At 69.5% G+C, this 20,709-nt stretch carries 12 protein-coding genes; 6 read left to right on the top strand and 6 right to left on the bottom strand.

Features of this window, described 5'->3' with window-relative positions:
- Positions 1 to 63: 63 nt before the first annotated feature.
- A complete protein-coding gene (uvrA, locus tag ACGFWE_RS36740; RefSeq protein WP_352390578.1) occupies positions 64 to 3,102 on the bottom strand; it encodes an excinuclease ABC subunit UvrA in 3,039 nt (1,012 codons plus the stop codon).
- Positions 3,103 to 3,326: 224 nt separating this feature from the next.
- Between uvrA and ACGFWE_RS36735 the strand changes: the two genes are divergently transcribed.
- From ACGFWE_RS36735 to ACGFWE_RS36710, 6 genes are all read left to right on the top strand, one after another.
- Positions 3,327 to 4,013: a maleylpyruvate isomerase family mycothiol-dependent enzyme gene (locus ACGFWE_RS36735; RefSeq protein WP_352390579.1), complete on the top strand. Its 687-nt coding sequence runs from the start codon at positions 3,327 to 3,329 to the stop codon at positions 4,011 to 4,013.
- 9 nt (positions 4,014 to 4,022) lie between these two features.
- Positions 4,023 to 4,676, top strand: coding sequence for an MBL fold metallo-hydrolase (locus ACGFWE_RS36730; RefSeq protein WP_352390580.1), 654 nt, complete (start codon positions 4,023 to 4,025; stop codon positions 4,674 to 4,676).
- A 181-nt stretch (positions 4,677 to 4,857) separates the two neighbouring features.
- Entirely contained in the window at positions 4,858 to 5,112 is a 255-nt protein-coding gene (locus ACGFWE_RS36725) for a hypothetical protein (RefSeq protein ID WP_393604481.1), read from the top strand.
- A 329-nt stretch (positions 5,113 to 5,441) separates the two neighbouring features.
- On the top strand, positions 5,442 to 6,245 hold the full coding sequence (locus tag ACGFWE_RS36720) for a sulfotransferase family protein (RefSeq protein WP_393604479.1): 804 nt from the start codon (positions 5,442 to 5,444) through the stop codon (positions 6,243 to 6,245).
- A 135-nt stretch (positions 6,246 to 6,380) separates the two neighbouring features.
- Positions 6,381 to 7,544: a CaiB/BaiF CoA-transferase family protein gene (locus ACGFWE_RS36715; protein WP_352390583.1), complete on the top strand. Its 1,164-nt coding sequence runs from the start codon at positions 6,381 to 6,383 to the stop codon at positions 7,542 to 7,544.
- Positions 7,541 to 8,710 carry an acyl-CoA dehydrogenase family protein gene (locus ACGFWE_RS36710; RefSeq protein ID WP_393604477.1) on the top strand — a complete coding sequence of 390 codons (1,170 nt, stop codon included), beginning with the start codon at positions 7,541 to 7,543 and terminating at the stop codon, positions 8,708 to 8,710. Before ACGFWE_RS36715 ends, ACGFWE_RS36710 begins: the two co-directional genes overlap by 4 nt.
- 99 nt (positions 8,711 to 8,809) lie before the next feature.
- Here the strand turns inward: ACGFWE_RS36710 and ACGFWE_RS36705 are convergent, their stop codons facing one another.
- From ACGFWE_RS36705 to ACGFWE_RS36685, 5 genes are read right to left on the bottom strand one after another with little or no spacing between them, the layout of a single operon-like run.
- On the bottom strand, positions 8,810 to 9,796 hold the full coding sequence (locus ACGFWE_RS36705; protein ID WP_352390585.1) for a phytanoyl-CoA dioxygenase family protein: 987 nt from the start codon (positions 9,794 to 9,796) through the stop codon (positions 8,810 to 8,812).
- Positions 9,797 to 9,840: 44 nt separating this feature from the next.
- Positions 9,841 to 11,115, bottom strand: a complete 1,275-nt coding sequence (locus ACGFWE_RS36700) for a cation:proton antiporter (protein ID WP_352390586.1) — start codon at positions 11,113 to 11,115, stop codon at positions 9,841 to 9,843.
- A 5-nt stretch (positions 11,116 to 11,120) separates the two neighbouring features.
- Positions 11,121 to 11,330, bottom strand: a complete 210-nt coding sequence (locus ACGFWE_RS36695) for an MbtH family protein (RefSeq protein ID WP_352390587.1) — start codon at positions 11,328 to 11,330, stop codon at positions 11,121 to 11,123.
- Positions 11,331 to 11,374: 44 nt separating this feature from the next.
- The gene (gene ccrA, locus ACGFWE_RS36690; protein WP_352390588.1) at positions 11,375 to 12,640 is read right to left on the bottom strand and encodes a crotonyl-CoA carboxylase/reductase; all 1,266 of its coding nucleotides are present in this window, start codon (positions 12,638 to 12,640) and stop codon (positions 11,375 to 11,377) included.
- Positions 12,637 to 20,679: an amino acid adenylation domain-containing protein gene (locus tag ACGFWE_RS36685; RefSeq protein WP_393604474.1), complete on the bottom strand. Its 8,043-nt coding sequence runs from the start codon at positions 20,677 to 20,679 to the stop codon at positions 12,637 to 12,639. Before ACGFWE_RS36685 ends, ccrA begins: the two co-directional genes overlap by 4 nt.
- Between the last annotated feature and the right edge of the window lie 30 nt (positions 20,680 to 20,709).

The following is a 20,709-nucleotide window of genomic DNA, read 5'->3' as shown; positions in this document are numbered from 1 at the left end:
AGTTCCCGCGGGGCACCGCTCCTGTCTGTTCCAGATGTGCTCGGGCTCGCCGCCCCGGGCGACTCAGGCCTTGCGGGCCCGGGTCGCCTTCTTGGCCGGCGTGGCCTTCTTGGTGGCTTCGGCGGCCTTCTTGGTCGCCGTCGTCCTGGCCGTCGCCGTCTTCTTCGCCGTGGACTTGGCGGCGACCGTCTTCTTCGCCGCGGCCGTCTTCCTGGCCGGTGCCTTGCGCGGGGCCTTCACCGAGGTCCCGTCGCTGATCCGGTCGGCGCCGAGGATCTCCCTCAGGAACTTGCCGGTGTGGCTGGCCGGGACTCCGGCGACTTCCTCAGGCGTGCCCTCGGCGACGACGAGACCGCCGCCCGCGCCGCCCTCGGGCCCCATGTCGACGACCCAGTCGGCCGTCTTGATCACATCGAGGTTGTGCTCGATGACGATGACGGTGTTGCCCTTGTCGACCAGGCCCGACAGGACCTTCAGCAGCTTGCTGATGTCCTCGAAGTGCAGACCGGTGGTCGGCTCGTCCAGGACGTAGACGGTACGGCCGGTGGACCGCTTCTGGAGCTCGCTGGCGAGCTTCACGCGCTGGGCCTCACCGCCGGACAGGGTGGTCGCGGCCTGGCCGAGACGGACGTAGCCGAGGCCGACGTCCTTGAGGGTGTTGAGGTGGCGGGCGATCGCGGGGACGGCCTCGAAGAACTCCGTGGCCTCCTCGATCGGCATGTTCAGGACGTCGGCGATGGACTTGCCCTTGTAGTGGACCTCCAGGGTCTCCCGGTTGTACCGGGCACCGTGGCAGACCTCGCACGGGACGTAGACGTCCGGGAGGAAGTTCATCTCGATCTTGATGGTGCCGTCGCCCGCGCAGTTCTCGCAGCGGCCGCCCTTGACGTTGAAGGAGAAGCGACCGGGCATGTAGCCGCGGACCTTCGCCTCGGTGGTCTCGGCGAACAGCTTGCGGACGTGGTCGAAGACGCCGGTGTACGTCGCCGGGTTCGATCGCGGGGTGCGGCCGATGGGCGACTGGTCCACGTGCACGACCTTGTCGACGAGGTCGTCGCCGTCCACGCGCGTGTGCCGGCCCGGGACGCTCCTCGCGCCGTTGAGCTCGCGCGCCAGGTGGGTGTACAGGATGTCGTTGACCAGGGTCGACTTTCCGGAGCCCGAGACGCCGGTGACCGCGGTGAACACGCCCAGCGGGAAGGACACGTCGATGTCCTGGAGGTTGTTCTCGCGGGCCCCGTGCACGGTGAGCTGCCGGGACGGGTCCAGGGGGCGGCGGATGTCGGGCAGCGGGATGGCCTTCTTGCCCGACAGGTACTGGCCCGTCTCCGACTCGGCGTTGGCGAGCAGCTCCTTCAGGGAGCCGCTGTGCACGACCTTGCCGCCGTGCTCGCCCGCGCCGGGGCCGATGTCGACGATCCAGTCGGCGATCTTGATGGTGTCCTCGTCGTGCTCGACGACGATGAGCGTGTTGCCCATGTCGCGCAGCCGGACCAGGGTCTCGATGAGGCGGTGGTTGTCGCGCTGGTGCAGACCGATGGACGGCTCGTCGAGGACGTACAGGACGCCGACGAGTCCTGAGCCGATCTGGGTGGCCAGGCGGATGCGCTGGGCCTCGCCGCCGGAGAGGGTGCCGGCCGCGCGGTTCAGCGAGAGGTAGTCCAGGCCGACGTCGACCAGGAACTTCAGCCGCTCGTTGACCTCCTTGAGCACCCGCTCGGCGATCTTCTTGTCACGGGCGCTGAGCTTCAGCTCACCAAGGAAGTCCGCGCAGTCGCTGATGGACATGCCGGAGACCTCGGCGATCGACTTGCCCATGACGGTGACCGCGAGGACGAGCGGCTTCAGACGTGTGCCCTCACAGGTGGGACAGGGAACCTCGCGCATGTAGCCCTCGAAGCGCTCGCGGCTGGCGTCGCTCTCGGACTCGCTGTGCCGGCGCTTGACGAAGGGGACGGCCCCTTCGAAGGGGGTCGTGTAGACCCGCTCGCGGCCGTACCGGTTGCGGTAGCGGACCTCGATCTGCGTCTTGTGGCCGTAGAGAAGTGCCTTCTTGGCGCGCTGGGGCAGCCCGGCGAAGGGGATGTCCGTCCGGAAGCCCAGCGCGTCCGCGAGGGCGCCGATCAGACGGCCGAAGTAGTCCTTGGTGTGCCCGTGCGACCAGGGGTGGATGGCGCCCTCGTCGAGGGACTTGTCCTCGTCGGGGACGATCAGCTCCGGGTCGACCTCCATGCGCGTGCCGATGCCGGAGCAGTCGGGGCAGGCGCCGAAGGGCGAGTTGAAGGAGAAGGAACGGGGCTCCAGCTCCTCGAAGGACAGGTCGTCGTACGTGCAGTACAGGTGCTCCGAGAACATGCGCTCGCGCTCGGGGTCGTCCTCGGGGAGGTCGACGAAGTCGAGCACGACCATGCCGCCGGCGAGGCCGAGGGCGGTCTCCACCGAGTCGGTGAGACGGCGCTTGGCGGACTCCTTCACCGTGAGGCGGTCGATGACCACCTCGATGGTGTGCTTCTCCTGCTTCTTCAGCGTGGGCGGGTTGGAGAGCTGGACGGTCTCGCCGTCCACCCGCGCGCGGCTGTAACCCTTGGTCTGGAGATCGGCGAAGAGGTCGACGAACTCTCCCTTGCGCTCCCGCACCAGCGGCGAGAGCACCTGGAAGCGGCTGCCCTCCGGCAGCTCCAGGACCCGGTCCACGATGGCCTGCGGCGACTGGCGCGAGATCGGGCGGCCGCACTCGGGGCAGTGCGGCTTGCCGATGCGCGCGAAGAGCAGACGCAGGTAGTCGTAGACCTCGGTGATGGTGCCGACCGTCGAGCGCGGGTTGCGCGAGGTCGACTTCTGGTCGATGGAGACCGCGGGCGACAGGCCCTCGATGAAGTCGACGTCGGGCTTGTCCATCTGACCGAGGAACTGGCGGGCGTACGAGGAGAGCGACTCCACGTAGCGACGCTGGCCCTCGGCGAAGATGGTGTCGAAGGCCAGGGAGGACTTGCCCGACCCGGACAGGCCCGTGAAGACGATGAGCGAGTCGCGAGGCAGATCGAGCGAGACGTTCTTCAGGTTGTGCTCGCGCGCGCCACGGACGATGAGACGGTCGGCCACGCCGGTCCGCACCTTTCTTTGAGAGAAGTGACAGGGGCGGGGCCCCCGTGCTTCTTCAGACTAGGGGGAGCCACTGACAACGCCGGTCGGATTCCCGGATGCATAACAATCCCCGGCCTTCCAGCATGCCCGACGCCGCATCCGACCATATAGCACGTGCATTCGATTTACGGCACAGCTTCACCACCTTCACCCAAAGGTGTGGCGGAGCTAGGGTCAGCAGCATGATTGATCACGCTCATGACCTGGAGTCTGTACGGGGTGCGACCGAGCGGCTGCTGACCGCAGCCGCCACGATGGACAACGCGGCCGTGACGCAGTCGTCACGGCTGCCGGGCTGGAGCCGCGGCCATGTCCTCGCGCACCTCTCCCGCAATGCCGACGCCCTGGTGAACGTTCTGCGCGGGCAGCCCATGTACCCCTCGGCGGAAGCGCGCGACGCCGACATCGAGCGCGACGCCCCGCGCCTCCTCGACGTCCAGCTGGCCGACCTTCGCGCGAGCGCCGCCCGCTTCGACAAGGTCGCGGCCGCCCCGGCGGACTGGTCGCGCACGGTGGAGCTGCGCAACGGGGTCACCGATTCGGCGTCGCGGGTGCCGTTCCGGCGGTGGGTCGAGGTGGAACTGCATCACGTGGACCTCGGGATCGGGTACGAGCTGGAGGACCTCTCGGAGGAGTTCACGCAGCGCGAGATCAACTTCCTGACGGAGCGGTTCCGGGGTCATCCCGAGGTACCCGCGCTCTTCCTCCAGGAGGACGACGGCCGCAGGATCCCGACGGGCGGCTCCGGTGATCCCGCGCTCGTCGTCACCGGCCGCCAGGCCGACCTGCTCGGCTGGCTCGCCGGCCGCCGCGACGGCTCGGCACTGACCGTTCACGGCGGCACCCTCCCCTCGCTGCCGCCGCTATAGGCTGCCGCCATGACGTACAGCGGACAGGTGACGGTCGGCGGGCCCGCCGACGTGCACGAGCTCAAGGACCTGATGATCACCAAGATCGCGGTCGGCCCGATGAACAACAACGCCTATCTGCTGCGCTGCCGGGCCACCGACGAGCAACTGCTGATCGACGCCGCCAACGACGCGGACACCCTGCTGGGCACGATCGGTGACGACGGCATCGCGTCCGTCGTCACCACCCACCAGCACGGCGACCACTGGCAGGCCCTCGCGGCGGTCGTCGCGGCCACCCACGCGCGTACGTACGCGGGCCGGGACGACGCCGACGGCATCCCCGTCCCCACCGACGTGCCGGTCGACGACGGCGACGTCATCCGCGTGGGGCACGTCGAGCTGACCGCGCGTCACCTGGTCGGCCACACGCCCGGCTCGATCGCCCTCGTCTACGACGACCCGCACGGGCATCCCCATGTGTTCACCGGGGACTGCCTGTTCCCGGGCGGCCCTGGTCGGACAACACGTCCGGAAGAGTTCAACTCCCTGATGGACGGCCTGGAGACCAGGCTGTTCGATGTCCTGCCCGACGAGACGTGGATCTACCCCGGCCACGGCAACGACACCAGCATCGGCACGGAGCGGCCCCACCTCGCGGAGTGGCGCAAGCGAGGCTGGTAGTTCCGCCCCAGGGGTTGGCAACCTAGCCGCTCACCCTGCCGGTTTCCCTTGGTGAAGTTGACTCCGGATCCACGGGGGTCCTCCACGGATGCTCTGCGGATACGAGCTGCCCACTCTCAACGAAATCCACAGCAGCGAGATCGGCGCTAAGCAAGTTAGTTGCCGCATCGATCAGGTTGTCATGAGCTTCGATGAAGTCATTGGCAGGGTCGAGGGCTTGGCCGAGGGCGTGGGCATGGGCGTGGTCGAGTCCGAGGTCGAGGTCGCGGGCACGAGCGAGGGCGTGGTCGCGGGCGCGGACGAGATTGCGGTCGAGGTCGCGGGCAAGATTGAGGGTCTGGTCGAAAGCGAGGCCATGTTCGAGATCGAGGTTGCGGACGAACTCGCTGGCGCGCTCGAGGTCGCGGGCGAGGTCAAGGGCGTGGTCGAGGTCTAGGTCGAAAGCGCGATCGAACTCACGGGCGCGGCCGCTGGCGCGGGCAAGGTCGTGGGCGAAAACGAAGACCCGGGCAGCAGCCTCCACGGAAGCTGCGGCTGCCAGAAGGTCGCTTCGACGCTGGAGCCGCTTCTGCGGCGACATCGATTTCCACAAATCCGTTGCGTCAGCCAGGCCCAATCCCGTCGTGCCCTTTCGCCCGTACCATGCACTCCCGGAAGAGGCAGTTTCGAATACAGGGCGGGTCCAGCCCTGATCCGCCCCTCCCCGGTAGCGTCCCGTGACCCAGGCGGATCCCTGCTCTCGGATCGTTTACCAAGGAGCTCATTGTGAACACCCCCGCGGACGCATCCCGCGAGTCCGCTGCCAGGCTCGTAGAATCTCCGGTATTCATCATTTCCACCGTACGGTCGGGGTCCACGCTGCTCCGATGTGTACTCAATACACATTCCCAGGTTCACGCCGGACACGAGCTGCACCTGGGTGGGATCGAGGTCAAGCTCGCCACGGAACCCGCGAACGCGGCGGCAGCCGAACTGGGTCTCTCGACCACCGACTTGGAGCACTTGCTCTGGGACCGCCTTCTCGATCACCAGCTCAAGCAGAGCGGGAAGGACGTCCTGGTGGAGAAGACACCGGGGAACGTCGCCATGTGGAGGCGGATCGCCGAATGCTGGCCCCGGGCCCGGTACATATTCCTGCTCCGCCACCCGGTACACGTCATGGACTCCCTGTCCAATATCTTCCGCGACAGGGCGGTCGATATGGCGCTCCCCCACAGTCCCGAGGAAATCGAGGCGAGGATCCGAAGCAGCGCCTTCGGACAGATCTCTCCGATGATCGAAGAGTTGACAGAGGCTCGTGCACACCTGGACGGCATCACCGTCCGGTACGAGGATCTGACGAAGTCTCCCGATGTCGTCACCAAGGATATTTGCGAGTACCTGGGAATACCGTGGGAGGCCGGCATGCTGAACTACGGAAGTCAGGATCACGGATCGTTCCGGATGTTCCTCGGGGACTGGCACGAGAAGATCTCCTCCGGCGTGATCCAGCCCCACCGCGGACTGCCGGACATCAACGGGCTTCCCGACGATCTGGCCGGTCTCTGCCGCGGCCTGGGTTACGTGTAGGAACGGCGGCGCGCTCCGGCCGCACCGGCAGCCACTCGTGCAGGGACCGTCCAGTGCCCCGGACCGCCGCGCCACTACGGTGCGGTCAGCGTAGGCCGCCATCACACGGAGGGCGGCGGTTGGCAGGAGGTGCTCATGCCGGTCGAACCGACGGCTGGTTGGCCGGGGCTGCGCGGGGTGCGCGTCCTGGATCTTTCACGGTTGCTGCCGGGCGGCTTCGCCACCCTCACGATGGCGGACCTCGGTGCCGACGTCATCAAGATCGAGAGCCCGAACGGGGGCGACTACGGCAGGACTGTGGACCCCGACGTCTTCGCCGCCCTGAACCGCAACAAGCGGTCGGTCATACTCGACCTGCGCGAGCCGGCCGGCCGGGAGACCCTGCTGCGTCTCGTCGAGCGCAGTGACGCGGTCGTGGAGAGCCACCGCCCCGGTGTCCTCGAGGGCATGGGCCTCGGGTACCGGCAGCTGCGCGCCGCGAATCGCGGCATCGTGCTCTGCTCGATCACCGGCTACGGCCAGACCGGCCCCTACGCGGAGCGGCCCGGCCACGACCTGAACTTTCTGGCTCTGTCCGGCTTCTTCGCGGTTCCGCACCGCGCGGACGCGATCGTGGACCGGGTCGGCGTACGGGTGGCCGACATGGCAGGCGCGATGTACGCCGCGCTCGCCGTCACGGTGGCGGTCTCCTCGGCCCGGCTCACGGGCGAGGGCCAGCACCTGGACGTATCGCTGCACGAAGCGGCCGCGGCCTGGTCCGGTGCGCTCGCCCCGCCGTCGGCGCAGAGCCGGCCCCCCGCCGACAGTCCGCTCCTCACCGGCGACAACGACGTGTTCCGGCTGGCCGACGGGCGCCGGATCGCCTTCGCCACCTTCGAGGACAAGTTCTGGCTCACCTTCCGGCACTCCCTCGCCGTGGAGTTCCCGGTGCTCGACGACGCCAGGTACGACCGCCGAGCGGACCGAACGCGCGCCAAGCGGGAGGTGCGAGCCCTGCTCGCGGAGGTCTTCGCGCAGCGCGACCTCGCCTGGTGGTCCGCGGCGCTGTCCGAACTGGACCTGCCGTGGGCGCCCCTCTACGAGAGCACCGCCGAGTTCCTCGGGGACGAACACGTGGCGGCCCGCGACTTGGTGGGTACCCTGCCCGGCTCCGCCGGCGAACATCCCCGGCTGCAGGTCCGTTTCCCGGTCGTCTTCGGCTCCGGCCTGGACTCCTTGCGTGGCGCCGCACCCGGACACGGTGAGCAGACGGCCGAGGTGCTCTCCGAGGTCCTCGGCGAAGGGACCCGTACCGCATGAACACCTCATCGACGTCCGGGTTCAGCGGCCCGTTCCTGGAGAGCGCCGAGCAACGGGTCCTGCGCGAAGCCGTGGCCGGCCTCGCCGGCCGCCGCGACCGGCCGGCCGACGGCACGTGGGCCGAGGAACTGTGGGCCGAGGCCGGGAAGCTCGGATACTTGGGTGTCAACCTCCCCGAGGAGTTCGGGGGCGGCGGCGCCGGGATCACCGAACTGTCCATCGTCCTGGAGGAACTGAGTGCGGCGGGTTACCCGTTGCTGATGCTCGCCGTGTCCCCGGCCATCTGCGGCACGATCATCAGCCGGTTCGGTACCGCTGAACAGAAACGGCGGTGGCTGCCCGGCCTGGCCGACGGCACGGTCCGGATGGCGTTCGGGATCACCGAACCCGATGCCGGGTCCAACAGCCACCGGCTCACCACGACCGCGCGCCGGGACGGTACGGAATGGGTCCTGACCGGCCGCAAGGTGTTCGTGTCCGGCGTGGACACCGCGGATGCCACTCTCGTCGTGGCCCGCGCGGCGGGGGGCAGCGACCGCAGGCTGAAGCCCTGTCTCTTCATCGTGCCGCGCGGGACGCCCGGGTTCGAGATGCGCGAGGTACCGATGGAGCTCTCGGCCCTGGAGCGGCAGTTCCAGCTCTTCCTGGACGACGTACGGCTCCCGGCCGAGGCCCTGGTCGGCAACGAGGGGGCGGGCCTGCCGCAGTTGTTCGCCGGCCTGAACCCCGAGCGGATCATGATGGCGGCGTTCGCCGTCGGAATGGGCCGGCGCGCCCTCGACACGGCGGTGCGGTACGCGCGTACCCGCCAGGTCTGGTCGGGCCCGATCGGGGCGCACCAGGCCATCGCCCATCCGCTCGCCCAGATCCACATCGAACTGGAACTCGCCGCGCTGATGATGCGCAAGGCCGCCCATCTTTATGACCGTCAGCACGACCGGGCCGCCGCCGAAGCCGCCAACATGGCCAAGTACGCCGCCGCCGAGGCCGTTGTCAGAGCCGTGGACCAGGCGGTGCAGACCCTGGGCGGAAACGGGCTCACGGCCGAGTACGGCATGGCCGCTCTGCTGCCCCTCTCCCGGGTGACGCGGATCGCGCCGGTCAGCCGCGAGATGATCCTCAACTTCGTCGCGCAGCACACCCTCGGCCTGCCGAAATCCTACTGAGGTCCGGCCCCGGGCTGCCCGGGAACCACTGAGGACGAACCCCGAGCGGGGTGCCCCGGTCCGGGGCACCCCGCTCGGGGTTCTGTCATCGGGGTTCTGTCAGAGGTACAGGTTGGCCGGGTTGAAGCCGTCCCCCAGCACCGGAACACACCTGTGCTGCTTGATGTCGAGGTTCGAGCCGTCGAAGGTGTCGCCGGTGACTCGCTGCGGGTAGACCCACGTGTCGCCGAGCGTGTAGCGCGCGTTCACGGCGAGGCGCATCCGCGCGTCCGGCTTGGACGCACGGGAGCGGTGCATGCAGCGCTCGCTGAAGATGACGTACTCACCAGCCTTCAGCGGCATGGTCTCGGTGGCCCCGGGCTCCAGCTCGAAGGGCTCCGTGACCACGGCCAGCAGGCCGGCGCAGCGTTCGGTGAGCAGGTCGAAGAGGTCGTCGAGCGAGTGTTGGTCGGGGTCCACGCCGTCGAACACCCGGCGGGTGTCGATGTCGAGGATCAGACTGTTGTTCTTCGCCCGGGTCAGGAGCTCTTCCTTGGTCTTGATCCGGTTCCGCGGGTCGACGTAGGCCCCGGACTCGGTGAGCGTGACCATCCGCTTGGGGTACGCCGTCCGCTGCGACCCCTTGACGAACTCCATCACCCCGTCGTCCTCGGAGACGTCCGTGAGCGGCAGCCACAGGGTCCAGTCCCACTCGCTGGAGGGGTTCATCGGGAAGAGTGCCGGCCGGTGGCCGCCGACCTCCTCGCCGTCGAAGTATCCGTACTCCTGGTGCCAGTCGATGGCGCCGTCGCCGGGGAACTTCTCGAAGAGCTTGCTGCGCCACAGCACCAGCGAATCCGCGCCGGTCGCCTGCTCCAACGACTTGATGAGCTCCGGTGCGGTCAGGAGCTCGCGCACCGTCTCGTTGACCAGGTGCCAGTCACGGACCGAGTACCGGTTGTACAGCGGGTGCACGGGCGGGTGATCGAGCATGTCCTGGAAGAACTCGCGGAGTTCCCCGATGGTGTCCTCCGAGGCGAAGCGCGGGAACGGTCCCGTGAAGCCGTTCTTCTGCAGGGACTCGCGGGGAGATATGTCGGTCGTCATCCTCATGCCTTTCACGAACGAGTGGGAATCGAGGGGGAAGCCGGTCAGGAGATCCGCGCGAGCTCCGGGGCCGGCGGCGCTTTGGCCCGCCGTTTGCGCTGCCAGTTCTCGAGCAGGCTCAGGCCCGGGCTCGTCATGACTGTGGTGATCACGGCGACGACGACCAGTTGTGCGAACACGGTGTGGGTGATCAGGCCCGCTTCCAGGCCGATGTTCAGGGCGACGAGCTGGATCAGCCCGCGGGTGTTCATCAGCACCCCGACCTGGGCGGCCTGCACCCAGTCACGGTCGTGCCACAGCTGCACGGCCGTGCAGGCGCCGAGCTTGCCCAACACGGACGCGGCGAGGAAGAGGAGCACCCCGGTCACCATGGCGGCGGACCCCAGCAGTTGGATGTCGGTCCGCAAACCGGTGTAGACGAAGTAGAAGGGCAGCAGGACTCCCACGGCGAAGGGCCGCACGCTCGCCGACCACCGGGACAGCGCCTCGCTCTTGGGGAAGGCCAGACCGAGGGCGAAGGCGCCGATCACCACGTGCAGTCCGAGGAACTCGGTCGCCGCGCACGACGCGAACAGCAGGGCGCAGACCAGCGTAAGGAAGCCGGTGTCCTGCTGGTCGCCCTTCCGCTCCAGGAACCATCGCAGGCCGGGGCGCACCACACCGAACAGGACCGCCATGAAGACTGCGAAGCCGAGGGCGGTGACCACGGGGCTGACCTCGCCGGTGGCCGTGAGGGTGAGAATCAGGCCGATGCCCAGCCAGGCGATGACATCGTCGAGGGCTCCCGCGCCGAGTGCGATCGTACCCACACGGGAGCCGAGCAGTCCGCGCTCCTCGATGATGCGGGCCAGCATGGGCAGCGCCGTGATGGAGACGACGATGCCGATGTAGAGGGCGCCGGAGGTGGCACCGACCTCGGGGACCATGGACGGCCGGCCGCTGAAGAGCCAGGCGGTGACACCCATTCCGAGGACGAACGGCACGGAAATGCCCGCCACGGAGACGGTGATGCAGCGCCGGAGCAGTCCGCTGCCCTTGGTCAGTGAGCTGCTGAACTCCAGGCCCACGAGGAACATGTAGAAGGCGATGCCCAACTGACCCAAGGCGTACAGGACCGGTCGCGACTGATCCGGGAACATCCACTTCTGGACGTCCGGCAGTAGCAGACCGAACAGGGACGGACCGAGCGCTATGCCGGTGAGCATCTCCGCCACCACGGGCGGCTGGTTCAACCGGACCATGACGGCCGTGAGCAGCTTGCACACGACGATCATCGTCACCGCGCACAGCAGGAACTTGGTCAGTACGTCGTCGGGCACGAGCGTCAGCCGCCCATCGCCGCGATGAGGCTCTTGGGCCGCATGTCCGTCCAGTTCTGCTCGATGTGGTCGAGGCATGCCTGGCGCGTGTCGGCGGCCTTGACCACCTCCCATCCGTCGGGGATCTCGGCGAAGTCCGGCCACAGGGAGTGCTGGCCTTCGTCGTTGACCAGAACCAGGTAGGTGGCTTCGGGGTCCTCGAACGGGTTGCTCATGATGTCGATTCCTTTTCTGGAGGGGATGACGGACGTGCCTCGCGTCAGAACGGCAGGCCGGTCAGGCCGGCGGCGGGCGCGTTGACGAGGACGGCCATGTTTCCGGCCGGGTGCCGGTTCTCATGGACGAGTTGGTGTGCGTGGGCGATGTCCCGGAACGGGAGGGTGCTGCTCAGGCAGGGATCGACCCGGCCCGCACCGACGAGGTCGATGATCGCCTTGGTCTCCTGGACGCTCGCAGCGTGCGAACCCTGGAGCCTCTTCTGGAACATCCACAGGTAACGGAGGTCCAGGTCACCGTTGTAGCCGCTGGTGCCCGCGCAAGTCACGACCATTCCGGCGTGGTCGCACAGGTAGACGGACGTGGGCAGGGTGTCCGCGCCCGGGTGTTCCAGCACGATGCGGGGCGAACGGCGTTCCCCGAGGGCGTGCCAGAAGGCGCGGCCGAAGGCACGGGCTCCCTGGAGCCAGGCGCCGTACGCCTCAGTGTCGTCGGAGTCCGGCAGCCGGCCCCAGTGGGTGAACTCGCGGCGGTTGATGACCCCCTTGGCACCGAGCTTCAGACAGTACTCGGCCTTGGCGTCGTCGGAGACGACGGCGATGGGTATGCCGGCGAAGTGCCTGACGATCTGGATCGCCATGGAGCCCAGACTGCCCGAGCCGCCCCAGATGAGGACCGGGTCGCCGGGGCGCACCACGTTCGGCGCCCAGCCCGACAGCTGGCGGTACGAGGTCGAGCCCCCGGCGAGGAAGCAGCCGGCCTCCTCCCAGGTCAGGTGGGCCGGTTTGAGGTGGCACTGGTATTCGTCGGCGACCGTGAACTGGGCGAAGGAGCCGTAATTCAGCTCGTACCCCCAGGCCCGCTGCGAGCGCGAGGCGACGGGGTCGGTCCCGAGCCGGATGTCGGGCGCCGACTCGTCCCAGCAGACGCCGCCGACGATGACGTGGTCGCCGACCTTGAACTGCCGGACTCCCTCGCCGATGGCCCAGATCACCCCGGACCCCTCGGAGCCCGCGATGTGGAAGTCGTCCGGGTCGCCCTGCTTGCGTCGGGCCGCGATGACGTCGGCAGGGGTGCCCAAGCCCGCCCACACCCCGTTGTAGTTCACCCCGGCGGCCATCATCATGATCACGACCTGGCCGCGGCCCGCCTTGGGGACCGGTACGGTCTCCACCTTCATGGACTGCGAGGGCGGTCCGTACCGCTCGGGACGGATGACGGCGGCGTACATGTGACTGGGGACATGCCCCAGGGGAGGGATCTCCCCGGGTTCGTACAGCTCCTTCACCGTGTTCTCCTCGGTGGTCATGCGCGAGCCCGCCGCGGCGACCGCAGCTCGGCGTTGAGTGGGCCGGCGATCTGCTGGAAGACATCGCGCTGCAGCATGTCGCGGTGCTCGCAGGGGACGGAGTGGACCGTGAGGGTCCCGCCGACGTACGGCTTCCAGTCCTCCGCGTTCCCGGGGTGCTCTTCACCGGCCGCGACGAAGAGGAGCATGTCCCCGTCGAAGAAGGCCGGTGTGTGCGCCCGCTGGAGCACCACGTTGTTCCGGTAGGTGTCGACGAGTGTGGTCAGGTTGCGTCCCACCAGCCGGGCCGTGGGCAGTTCGCTCCGGCGCAGCAGGGCAGAGGCCGTCTCGGGGGTGAGGGGAACATCGGCCGACGGACCGTCGGCCGTCAGGGCCGGTCCCGCCTCCAGAGCTTCGAGCAGGGCGTGCAACACGTCGTGTTCCGCGGGAGGCTCCGCCACTGCCGCTTCCCCGGCCGGGTAGGAGTCGAGCACTGCGAGTAGTGCCACCTCCTGACCTTCGGCTTTCAGCAGGCCGGCCACCGTGTGGGCCAGGAGCCCGCCGAAGGACCAGCCGAGCAGGTAGTAGGGGCCTTGTGGCTGCACCGTCCGGATGTGGTCCACGTACCGGGCCGCGAGTTCGGTGACCGAGGAGGCATGCTCCCCCGGCCGGCTGAACGCCGGTGCCTGCAGCGTGTACAGCGGCCGCCCGTGCGGGATGTGGTGCAGGAGCTCCGTGTAGCGCCAGCCGAGGCCGCCTCCGGCGTGGAAGCAGAACAGCGGCGGTTCGTCACCGCCGGTGCGCAGCGGGAGGAGGACCCCGAGCCCGTCGTCGCCGTCCGGGGCCAGGGCCCGGTCCAGGAAGCGGGCGACGGTTGGAGCCTCGAAGAGCATCGCGATGGTGAACCGGGAATCGATCTGTGTGCGCAGGCGGGCCAGCAGGGCCGCGGCGAGAAGCGAGTCCCCACCCAGCTCGAAGAAGTTGTCGTCGATGCCCACAAGGGGCACCCCGAGCGTCTCGGCGAACATCCGGCACATGAGGGCCTCGTGGTCGGACCGGGGCTCACGGCCTCCCCCGCTGGTCCGTTGTCCGGACCGGGGAGCGGGCAGGGCCGCCGTGTCCACCTTCCCCGCGGCCGTCAGCGGGATCGTGTCCAGCGTCACGAAGGCCGATGGCAGCATGTGCGGCGGCAGGGACCGCGCCAGCGCCGCCGACAGCTCTTCACGTGTCAGGGACTCGGCTCCCGGCCGCCACGTAACGTAGGCCACCAGCTTCCGGTCGCCGGGCCGGACCTCCCGGACGGTGACCAGGGCCGTGCCGACCTCGGGCAGTGCGGCCAGTGCCGTCTCGATCTCGGCGGGTTCGATGCGGAAGCCCCGCAGCTTGAACTGGGAGTCCCCGCGGCCGACGAACTCCAGTGCGCCGTCGGGCAGCCACCGCACGAGGTCGCCGCTACGGTACATCCGCGTTCCGACCGGTCCGTGCGGGTCCGCCACGAACCGTACGGCCGTCTGCGCAGCGTCGTCGTGATACCCGCGGGCCACGCCGTCTCCGGCGATGTACAGCTCGCCCACGACCCCGGCCGGAGCCGGCCGGAGGTGGCCGTCGAGGACGTACAGCCGGGAGCCGCCCCACGGCCGTCCGATCGGCACCGAGTCGGGAACCGGGTCCCCGCTCCGCATCGGGTACCGGGCCGCGAGCACGGTAGCCTCCGTCGGCCCGTAGCCGTTGATGACAAGCGTCCGGGGACAGGCATCCAGCACCTTGCGGACCGCGGCCGCGGACACCACGTCACCGCCCGTACGGATCTCGTGAACGCCGGCCAGACGTCCCGGGGCCTCCTCGGCCAGCAGCCTGAAGAGCCCCGCGGACAGCCACATGCTGGTGATCCGCTCGCGCACGATCAGCTCACCGAGCTCCACCGGGTCCAGTCGGCCGGGGGGCGCTATGACCACGGTCCCGCCGCGCAGGAGCGGCACCCACCATTCCATGGTGACGGCGTCCCAGGCGTGCAGCGAGTGGAACAGCACCCTCTGCGTTGCGGGTTCGCCCCATCCCCCGTCGGCCACGAAGTTCACGACGTTGCGGTGGGTCACCACGACGCCCTTCGGGGTTCCCGTGGAACCCGAGGTGAACATCATGTAGGCGGTCTGGTCCGGTGCCACGGGCACGGCGGGGGCCGTAGCGGACACCGCGTCGGTGCCGAGCCCGGTGTCGACGACCAGCACCCGGACGGCACCGTCCGGCAGCCCCCGTACGCACTCGGCCCGGTCGGGGGCGGTGAGCAGCACGGCGGCGCCGCTGCGGCCGGTCATCGACGTCCACCGGACCGCGGGAGCCTCCGGGTCCAGCGGCACGTAGGCGGCGCCCGCCTTGAGGGTTCCGAGGACCGCGGCCATCAGGTCGACGGAGCGGTCGAACAGCACCGCGACCTTGCTCTCCGGGACGACCCCGGCGGCGATCAGGTCGTGGGCCACCCGGTTCGCGAGGGCGTCGAGTTCCGCGTAGGTGACCTGCCGCGTTCCGGCGCGCACGGCCACCGCCTCCGGCTGCCGTTCCACCACGTAGGCGAAGCTCTCGACGAGCGTGCTGTCGTGCAGACTGTGGTGATCGGCGCCGGTTCCCCACCCGGTGAGCAGCTGCCGCCGCTCGGCGGGACCGGTCAGGTCTCCCTGGCCGACGGGCCGGAGGGGGTCGTCGGCAAGCGTGCGCAGCACCTGCTGGAACCAGCCGAGGAGCCGCTGCGCGAAGGCGGGTTCGATGGCGTCCGGCCGATGGTTGAGGCGCAGTCGCAGTCCGTCGCCGGTCAGGGCGGCGACCAGGGTGAGCGGGTAGTGGGCGGCGTCCTTGCCCAGGGAGCCCACGGTGTGGGCGCCGCCTGCGCTGTCCGTACGGGTGACGTCGACCGGATAGTTCTCGAACACCACGATGGAGTCGAACAGCTCTCCCATGCCTACCAGTTTGTGGATCTCCGGCAAGCCGACGTGGTGGTGCCCGGTCATCGCCGCCTGTTCGTCCTGGACCCGGGTCACGGCACGGGCCCAGCTCTCGGCGGGGTCGAGGCGGACCCGTACCGGGATGGTGTTGATGAACAGTCCGATCATCGACTCGATGCCGGGGATCTCCGGCGGCCGGCCGCTGACGGTGGTTCCGAACACGACGTCCCGACGGCCGGTGAGCTTGCCGAGCAGGACCGCCCAGGCCAGCTGCACCATGCTGTTCAGCGTCACGCCGTGTTCGGCGGTCCGCCTGCGCAGGGTCTCGCACAGGTCGGCGGGGAGGTCCGCCGTGAGCCACTGCGGCATCACCGGTACGCGGCGGAGTTCGGCGGCGCTCAGCCGAGTCGGCTCGTCGAGCCCGGCGAGTTCCTCGCGCCAGGCCTGGAGACTCTCTTCCTTCCCCTGCCCCGACAGCCATTCCAGGTAGTAGCGGTACGGAGTCACGGACGGGAGAGCCGAGTCGTCGCCCGCCGAGCCGTACAGTTCGCGCAGCTCGGCCAGGAACAGCGGCATGGACCAGCCGTCGAGGAGGATGTGGTGATGGGTGATCACCACGCGGTGGCGACCCTCGCCCAACCGGATGACCATGAACCGCAGCAGGGGCGGCGCCGCGAGGTCGAACCTGCGGGTCTGCTCCTCCTCCAGCAGCTCCTCCAGCCTCGTGCTCAGTTCCTCACCGCGGAAGCGGCTCAGGTCCCGTTCGCGCCAGTCCGGTTCGGCATGGCGCGGTACGACCTGGACGGCGTGGCCGGAGGGCTGGTGCCGGAAGCCGGCCCGGAGGTTCGGGTGCCGGCGCAGCAGCGTGCGGGCGGCGGCCCGCAGTGCCGCGCTGTCGAAGGTGCCTTCCACATCGGCGGCCAGCTGGACCGCGTAGACATCGTCCTCGTCCCCGGCCAGCAGGGAGTGGAACAGCAGTCCCTCCTGGAGCGGGGTCAGCGGCAGGACGTCCTCGATGCCCGGCCCGCCGGCCTCGAGCGCGTCGATCTCCACCTGACCGAGGTCGACGAGCGGGAGGTCGGACGGGGTGAGGCCGCCGGCGGCCGGGGTGGCGGCGTGCGCGGCCAGGGCCTTGAGCGCCGTCAGCCACAGGTCGGCGAGGCCGGTGATCTCCTCCGTGGTGAAGAGCGCCCGGGGCCAGGAGATCGCGGCGCCCAGCCTCACCCCTTCGGCGGTCGCCCGGGTGGCGGCGTTGATCTCCAGGCTGTGGGCGAAGGGTGCCTTCGCGTCCCTGGCCGGCACCTCCACCCGGACGTCCGCGGCCCGGGACCAAAGGGATTCTCCGCCGGGACCTGCGCCGAGGGCACCGAGGTAGTTGAACCCGATGGCGGGCCGGGCGAATCCGGCCAGTACCGGTCCGGTCTCCTGGTTCAGGTACCTGAGCAGGCCGAAGCCGATGCCGTGGTCGGGCATGGCCCGCAGCTGCTCCTTGACCTGCTTCAGCGCACTTCCTGCCGCGGGGCCTCCCGACCACGCGTCGGCCGTGTCGACGGCCGGGTCGAGCCGGACGGGGTACAGGCTGGTGAACCACCCGACGGTCCGGGAGACGTCCGCGCCCGGTACGACGTCCTCGCGGCCGTGGCCTTCGACGTCCACGAGGACGGCGGTGCCCCGGCCGTGGCCGCGGCGGTCTCGCCATTCGGCGACGGCCAGTGCGAGGGTGGCCAACAGGGCCTCGTCGATGCCGGCGCGGAAGGCCACCGGCACGGCCGACAGCAGCCGGGCGGTCTCCTCCTCCGGGAGCTCCAGGGTGAAGGTCACGGCGGTGTCGTAGGTGTCGCGCGCGGGGTCGGGTGCGGTGCCGAGCGGCAGCTCGCCGGGCGCCAGCAGCGCCGTCCACCGGTCGAGTTCCGCGGTGCGGGTGGCATGGTGGGCCTCCTCCCGCAGCTCCTGCGACCAGCGCCGGAACGAGGTGCCGACAGGAGCCGGCCGCGCCGGTTCGCCGGCGGACGCCGCCTCGAACGCGGCCCGCAGGTCCGGTACCAGGATCCGCCAGGACACCACGTCCACGGCCAGGTGGTGCACGATCCAGAGCAGCCGGCCCAGCGCCTCGGCACCGGCGTCGAACCACACCACCTGCGTCATGATCCCGGCGTCGGGGTCCAGCCGGCCGACTGCGGTGACGGCCGCGTCGCGTACGACGCGGTCCAGGTCCGCCGGGGGCACGGAGGCGATGTCCACCCGGCTGAGCCAGGACCGGACGTCCACGGCGTCGGCAGGAGCGATGTCCAGGCGCCAGTCCCCGACGGAGCGGTGCAGCCGGGCACGCAGCACTTCGTGCCGGTCGGCGACCGCCCGCAGGGCGGTCAGCCAGACGTCCTCGCCGGGTGCCGCGGGGACCGTCAGCAGGGTCGACTGGTTGAAACCCGCCACCGGTCCCCCGGTCTCCCGCAGCCACTCCGTGATCGGGGTGGGGAACGCCTGCCCGCCTGTCTCGGTGGGGTCTTCCGTGTCCCGCACCCGGTCGTGTTCGTGCTCGTCGGTGGCGAACAGGGCGAGCTGGGCGACGTTCTGGTGCCGGAAGACGTCTCTCGGGGATATGACCACGCCGGCGCTGCGGGCCCGGCTCACCAGCTGGATGGCGAGGATGCTGTCGCCGCCGAGGGCGAAGAAGCCTTCGTCGACGCCGACCCGGGGCAGGCCCAGAACCTCGGCGAACAAGGCGCACAGCACCTCTTCCCGGCGGCCGGCCGGTGCGCGGGACGCCGAGGTCTGCCGCTGCGGGGCGGGAAGCGCCTTGCGGTCCAGCTTCCCGCTGGCGGAGAGGGGCAGTTCGGGCAGGGGCACGACGACGGCAGGCGTCATGTATTCGGGCAGCACCTCCGCGACGGCCGTCCGCAGGCCCTCGCCGTCGAGTGCGGAGCCCGTGCCGGTGACGTAGGCGACGATCTGCTGGTCTCCGGGCCGGTCCTCACGCACCACCACGACAGCCTGGGCGACACCCGGGCAGGACAGCAGCGCCGATTCGATCTCGCCCGGCTCGATCCGGTAACCACGCACCTTCACCTGATCATCCGCACGACCCAGGAACTCCAGATTCCCGTCCGCACGCCACCGCACCACATCACCCGTCCGGTACATCCGGACACCACCACCACCGAACGGATCAGCCACAAACCGCTCCGCCGTCAACCCCGGCCGACCCACATACCCACGAGCCAGCTGGGTGCCGGCTATGTACAGCTCCCCCGCGGCGCCTACGGGAACCGGGCCGAGGCCCTCGTCGAGGACGTAGGCGCGGGTGTTGAGGACGGGTGCGCCTATGGGTACCCGTGTGGCCCCCGGCTCGGCCCGGTGCTCCCAGCGTGTGACGTCGACTGCCGTCTCCGTAGGGCCGTACAGGTTGTGCAGCCTGGCCCCGAGCCGGGAACGGAACGCCTCGGCCGTCTCCGGGGCGAGCGCCTCGCCGCTACTGAAGACGGTGCGCAGGGTGTCGCACCGCGCCGCGGCCTCGTGCGCGAGGAAGGCGTTCAGCATGGACGGCACGAAGTGCGCCGTGGTGATCCGCCGAGTCTGGATGAGATCGGCGAGATAAGCGGGGTCCCTGTGCCCGTCCGGCTCGGCGACCACGAGGGTCGCGCCGACCTGGAGCGGCCAGAAGAACTCCCAGACGGAGACGTCGAAACCCGCCGGCGTCTTCTGCAGGACACGGTCGTGCGGGCCCTGCGGATACGCGTTCTGCATCCAGCGGAGCCGGTTGACGATGGCTTCGTGCGAGATCACGACGCCCTTGGGCCGACCGGTGGAGCCGGAGGTGTAGATCACGTAGGCCGGGTGCTGGGCCAGCAGTGGCGCGGTGCGCTCCTCGTCGGTCAGGTCCGTCGCTGCCTGTGCGGCCAACTCCTGCCGTACGTCCTGGGCTTCGAGAACCAGCCACGGGGTCGGTCCCCCGCCGGACAGGGTGTCTGCCAGGCTCCGGTCGGCGATCGCCAGCACGGCCCCCGTCTCCTCGAGCAGAGCCAAGGTGCGGCCGACGGGCTGCTGCGGATCGACGGGCAGGTAGGCGGCTCCCGTCTTCGTCACGGCGTACATCGCGATCACGAGCTCCGCGGAGCGCGGCAGCGCGAGGGCGACGATCTGCTCGGGACCGGCTCCGCGGGCGACCAGGAGCCGGGCGAGACGGTTCACGGCGGTGTTGAAGTCTGCGTACGACAGGGTGGTGTCGCCGAACACGACCGCAGGGTGGTCCGGGGTTCGGGCCGCCTGTGCCTCGAAGAGAACGGGGAGCGTATCGGCGGACACCTCCCGGGCGGTGTCGTTCCAGGTGGTGAGGAGCTGGTGGCGTTCGGCCGGGTCGAGGATGTCCAGACCCGTCAACGGCCGGTCGGCATCGGCGACCACCGCCTCGAGCAACCGCACCAGACGACCGACCAACGACTCCACCGTGGACCGGTCGAACAGGTCCTCGGAATACTCCACGACCCCCTCAAGACCCGCCGCCCCACCATCGGCACCAAAACGCTCCGCGACATGGAACGACAGATCGAACTTCGCCGTCACCTGGCCCGCATCACCACCACGCACCCGCAGACCCGCGAACTCCGCGACCGGCCGCTCCAAGTTCTGCAGCGCCACCATCACCTGGAACAACGGATTACGCGCCAACGAACGCGCCGGATTGAGAACCTCCACCAACCGCTCGAACGGCAGGTCCTGATTCTCATAAGCAGCCAGATCCGCCGCCCGCACCCGCCCCAGCAACTCACGGAACGTCGGATCACCACTCGTATCCGTCCGCAGGACCAGCGTGTTCACGAAGAACCCGACCAGATCCTCCAACGCATCATCAGTACGCCCCGCGACCGGAGCACCAATGGGAACATCACTCCCCGCCCCAAGCCGGCTCAACAGAGCCGCCACCGCCGACTGCACCACCATGAACATGCTCGCCCCACCCTCACGGGCCAGACCACGCAAACCACGGTGAACACCAGCACCCACCACCAACGACACCGCACCACCGCGATGACTCGGCTCCAACGGCCGAACCCGGTCCACAGGCAGGGAGATCTCTTCCGGAAGACCGTCGAGCGTGTCCTTCCAGAAAGCAAGCTGCCGGGACACAGCACTCTCCGGGTCGTCCTCACTGCCCAG

It is taken from the genome of Streptomyces sp. NPDC048523 (genome assembly GCF_043199815.1).
Taxonomy (GTDB): Bacteria; Actinomycetota; Actinomycetes; order Streptomycetales; family Streptomycetaceae; genus Streptomyces.
This window is presented reverse-complemented; position numbering and strand designations above follow the sequence as displayed.

Coding starts and splice junctions, on each gene's coding strand:
- ACGFWE_RS36735 (WP_352390579.1), top strand. CDS start 3,327: ATGATTGATCACGCTCATGACCTGGAGTCTGTACGGGGTGCGACCGAG.
- ACGFWE_RS36730 (WP_352390580.1), top strand. CDS start 4,023: ATGACGTACAGCGGACAGGTGACGGTCGGCGGGCCCGCCGACGTGCAC.
- ACGFWE_RS36725 (WP_393604481.1), top strand. CDS start 4,858: ATGAGCTTCGATGAAGTCATTGGCAGGGTCGAGGGCTTGGCCGAGGGC.
- ACGFWE_RS36715 (WP_352390583.1), top strand. CDS start 6,381: ATGCCGGTCGAACCGACGGCTGGTTGGCCGGGGCTGCGCGGGGTGCGC.
- ACGFWE_RS36710 (WP_393604477.1), top strand. CDS start 7,541: ATGAACACCTCATCGACGTCCGGGTTCAGCGGCCCGTTCCTGGAGAGC.
- ACGFWE_RS36705 (WP_352390585.1), bottom strand. CDS start 9,796: ATGACGACCGACATATCTCCCCGCGAGTCCCTGCAGAAGAACGGCTTC.
- ACGFWE_RS36695 (WP_352390587.1), bottom strand. CDS start 11,330: ATGAGCAACCCGTTCGAGGACCCCGAAGCCACCTACCTGGTTCTGGTC.
- ccrA (WP_352390588.1), bottom strand. CDS start 12,640: ATGACCACCGAGGAGAACACGGTGAAGGAGCTGTACGAACCCGGGGAG.